Source organism: Hydrogenophaga sp., assembly GCF_041633695.1.
Classification (GTDB): Bacteria; Pseudomonadota; Gammaproteobacteria; order Burkholderiales; family Burkholderiaceae_C; genus Hydrogenophaga.
Genome location: NZ_JBFJMY010000435.1, coordinates 1 through 3475, shown reverse-complemented (window position 1 = coordinate 3475; position 3475 = coordinate 1). Strand labels below are relative to the sequence as shown.

Here is a 3475-nt window from a genome sequence, read left to right as displayed (position 1 = left end):
GCTGCAACCCGGGGCGCGGGTGGTGGCGCAAACCCCAGCGCTTGCGGGCCAATCGTTTGAAGGCCGGGTGGCGGCTTTGCTGCCCCAAGTGAACCCCAAAACCCGCACACTCAAGGTGCGCATGGAAATCGCCAACCCGCGCGGCCAACTCGTTCCGGGCATGTTCGTTCAGATGGAATTGGCGGGACAGGCCACTGAGCGCGCCGTGCTGGTGCCGACAGAAGCCGTGATCCAAACCGGCAAGCGCAGCCTGGTGATGTTGGCCGAAGAACAGGGGCGGTTCCGCCCGGTTGAGGTGGAGATCGGCACCGAGAGCGGTGGACAGACCGAAATCCGGCGCGGTTTGACCGCCGGGCAGCGGGTGGTGTTGTCGGGGCAGTTTCTGATCGATTCCGAAGCCAGTCTCAAAGGTGTGGAGGCCCGTCTGAACCCGGGGCAGAGCGCCTTGGAACCGCAGCCCGAGACCACCGCCGCTGCGGTGCACACGACCCGCGCGCGCATCGAAGCCATGGACGGCAAGACCTTGACGCTGAGCCACCCACCCATTCCCTCGCTGCGTTGGCCGGCCATGCGCATGGACTTCCAACTGGCGCCGAAGCTAAGCCCTTCGACCTTGGCGGTTGGCCAGACGGTGGAGATCGAATTTCGCATGCAAGACGGCGAGGTGCCGCTGATCGAAAGCCTTCGGCGCGACGAAGCAGCCCCGGCAGTTGGGGGTTTGAAATGATGGGCCGCCTCATCCGGTGGTCCATTGCCAACCGCTTTCTGGTTTTGCTGGCCACGGCCGTGCTCTCGGTCTGGGGCACGCTCTCGCTGGCACGCACCCCGCTGGATGCCTTGCCCGATCTGTCCGATGTGCAAGTCATCATCCGCACCAGTTGGCCAGGGCAGGCGCCGCAGCTGGTGGAAAACCAGGTGACCTATCCGCTCACCACCACCATGCTGTCGGTGCCCGGTGCCAAGGTGGTGCGCGGCTATTCGTTTTTTGGCGACAGCTATGTGTACGTGTTGTTCGAAGACGGAACCGATCTGTACTGGGCACGCACCCGGGTGCTGGAGTACCTGAACCAGGCGCAGTCGCGCTTGCCGCCCAATGCCAGCGCGTCCATCGGGCCCGATGCCACGGGAGTGGGGTGGATCTACCAGTACGCGCTGGTCGACCGTTCGGGTACGCAAGACATCGCTCAACTGCGGGCTCTGCAAGACTGGTTTCTCAAGTTCGAACTGAAGACCGTGCCCAATGTGGCGGAAGTGGCCACCATCGGCGGCATGGTGCGGCAGTACCAGGTGGTGCTCGACCCCGCCCGGCTGGCGGCTTATCAGCTGCCGCACGGCGCCGTTGTCGAGGCGATCCAGCGAGCGAACCAGGAAGCCGGGGGCTCTGTGCTGGAGCTGGGTGAGGCCGAATACATGGTACGCGCTTCGGGGTATTTGAAGACACTCGACGATTTCCGGGCCATTCCCTTGATGACCACCGACGCAGGTGTCTCGGTGCACCTGGCCGATGTGGCGCGCGTTCAGCTCGGGCCCGAGATGCGCCGGGGCATTGGTGAGCTGGACGGCGAGGGCGAGGCGGTGGGCGGCATCATCGTGATGCGCTCGGGCAAGAACGCACGGGACACCATCGCGGCGGTGAAAGCCAAGCTCGAACAGGTGCGCCACAGCCTGCCCCCGGGGGTCGAGATCGTGCCGGTCTACGACCGCTCCGGGCTGATCGAACGCGCCATCGAGAACCTCGGCTTCAAACTGCTGGAGGAATTTCTGGTGGTGGCGCTGGTGTGCGCCTTGTTCTTGTTTCACTTGCGCTCGGCACTGGTGGCCATCGTCTCGCTGCCCTTGGGCATCTTGATGGCATTCATCGTGATGCAGCAGCAAGGGGTGAACGCCAACATCATGTCGCTGGGAGGCATTGCCATCGCCGTGGGCGCCATGGTGGATGCGGCGGTCGTCATGATCGAAAACGCCCACAAACACCTGGAGGCCTGGGCCCGTGTGCACCCCGGCGAGCGCTTGCAGGGCGAAGCCCGTTGGCGGGTGATTGGCGATGCGGCGACCGAAGTCGGCCCGGCCTTGTTCTTTTCCCTGCTCATCATCACCTTGTCTTTTTTGCCGGTGTTCACGCTGGAGGCGCAAGAGGGGCGCATGTTCGCGCCGCTGGCTTTCACCAAAACCTACGCCATGGCCGCTGCCGCAGCGCTGGCCGTGACCTTGATCCCGGTGCTGATGGGTTATCTGATTCGCGGGCACATTCCCCCCGAGGGCGCGAACCCACTGAACCGCTGGCTGATCGCGCTCTACCGGCCTTTGTTGGATCGGGTGCTGCGCTTTCCCAAGAGCACCATCGCGTTGTCGGGCCTGCTGCTGCTGGCCAGCCTGTGGCCTTTGCAGCACATCGGCAGCGAATTCATGCCCGCGCTGGACGAGGGCGATCTGCTGTACATGCCCACCGCCTTGCCCGGCTTGTCGGCGGGCAAGGTGGCCGAATTGCTGCAGCAGACCGATCGGCTCATCAAAACCGTTCCCGAGGTCAAAACCGTGTACGGCAAGGCGGGGCGCGCGGTCACCGCCACCGATCCGGCACCGCTGGTGATGTTCGAGACCACCATCCAGCTCCAGCCCCGCGCCCAGTGGCGGCCCGGGATGACGCCGGAAAAACTGGTGGACGAGCTGGACAAGACCGTGCGTGTGCCGGGACTGACCAACATCTGGGTGCCTCCCATTCGCAACCGGTTGGACATGCTGGCCACAGGGATCAAAAGCCCGGTGGGCGTCAAAGTGCTGGGCCCCGATCTCGCGACCATCGACCGCCTGGGCACCGAGATCGAACAGGTGCTGAAGGCGGTGCCGGGTGTGGCCAGCGCGTTCGCCGAGCGCTTGACGGGCGGCCGCTATGTGGATGTGGACATCCGGCGCGATGCGGCGGCGCGGTATGGACTGAACATCGCCGATGTGCAGTCGGTGATCGCCACGGCGGTGGGTGGCATGAACATCGGTGAGACGGTGGAGGGCTTGCAGCGCTTCCCGATCAACGTCCGCTATCCCAGGGATTTTCGGGACTCGCTGGAGAGCCTTCGTGCGCTGCCCATCGTGAGCCCGCGTGGCCAGCAACTGCTGCTGTCGGACGTGGCCGGCATCCGCATCAACGACGGGCCGCCGATGCTGCGCAGCGAAAACGCCCGGCTGGCGGGGTACATCTATGTGGACATCCGGGGCCGTGACCTGGGATCGGCCGTGCGGGAGATGCAAGAAGCGGTGAGCCGCCAGGTGCCGTTGCCACCCGGTTATTCCCTGGCCTGGTCGGGGCAGTTCGAATTCTTGGAGCGCGCGCTGATCAAGCTCCGAGTGGTGGTGCCGATCACCCTGCTGATCATTTTTGTGCTGCTGTACCTCACGTTCAAAACCGCAGGCGAGGCCTTGTTGATCATGTCCACGTTGCCGTTTGCCTTGGTGGGGGGTATCTGGCTGCTGTATTTGC

2 protein-coding genes are annotated in these 3475 nt (G+C 64.5%); both read left to right on the top strand.

Annotated features, from left to right (window positions below):
* Positions 1–727 (top strand): efflux RND transporter periplasmic adaptor subunit (locus tag ABYB95_RS19620; RefSeq protein WP_372660750.1); only part of this gene is annotated, 727 nt, incomplete at its 5' end.
* Positions 724–3475: efflux RND transporter permease subunit (locus tag ABYB95_RS19615; RefSeq protein ID WP_372660746.1), on the top strand; the 2752-nt coding region annotated here is incomplete at its 3' end. The genes ABYB95_RS19620 and ABYB95_RS19615, both read left to right, overlap by 4 nt.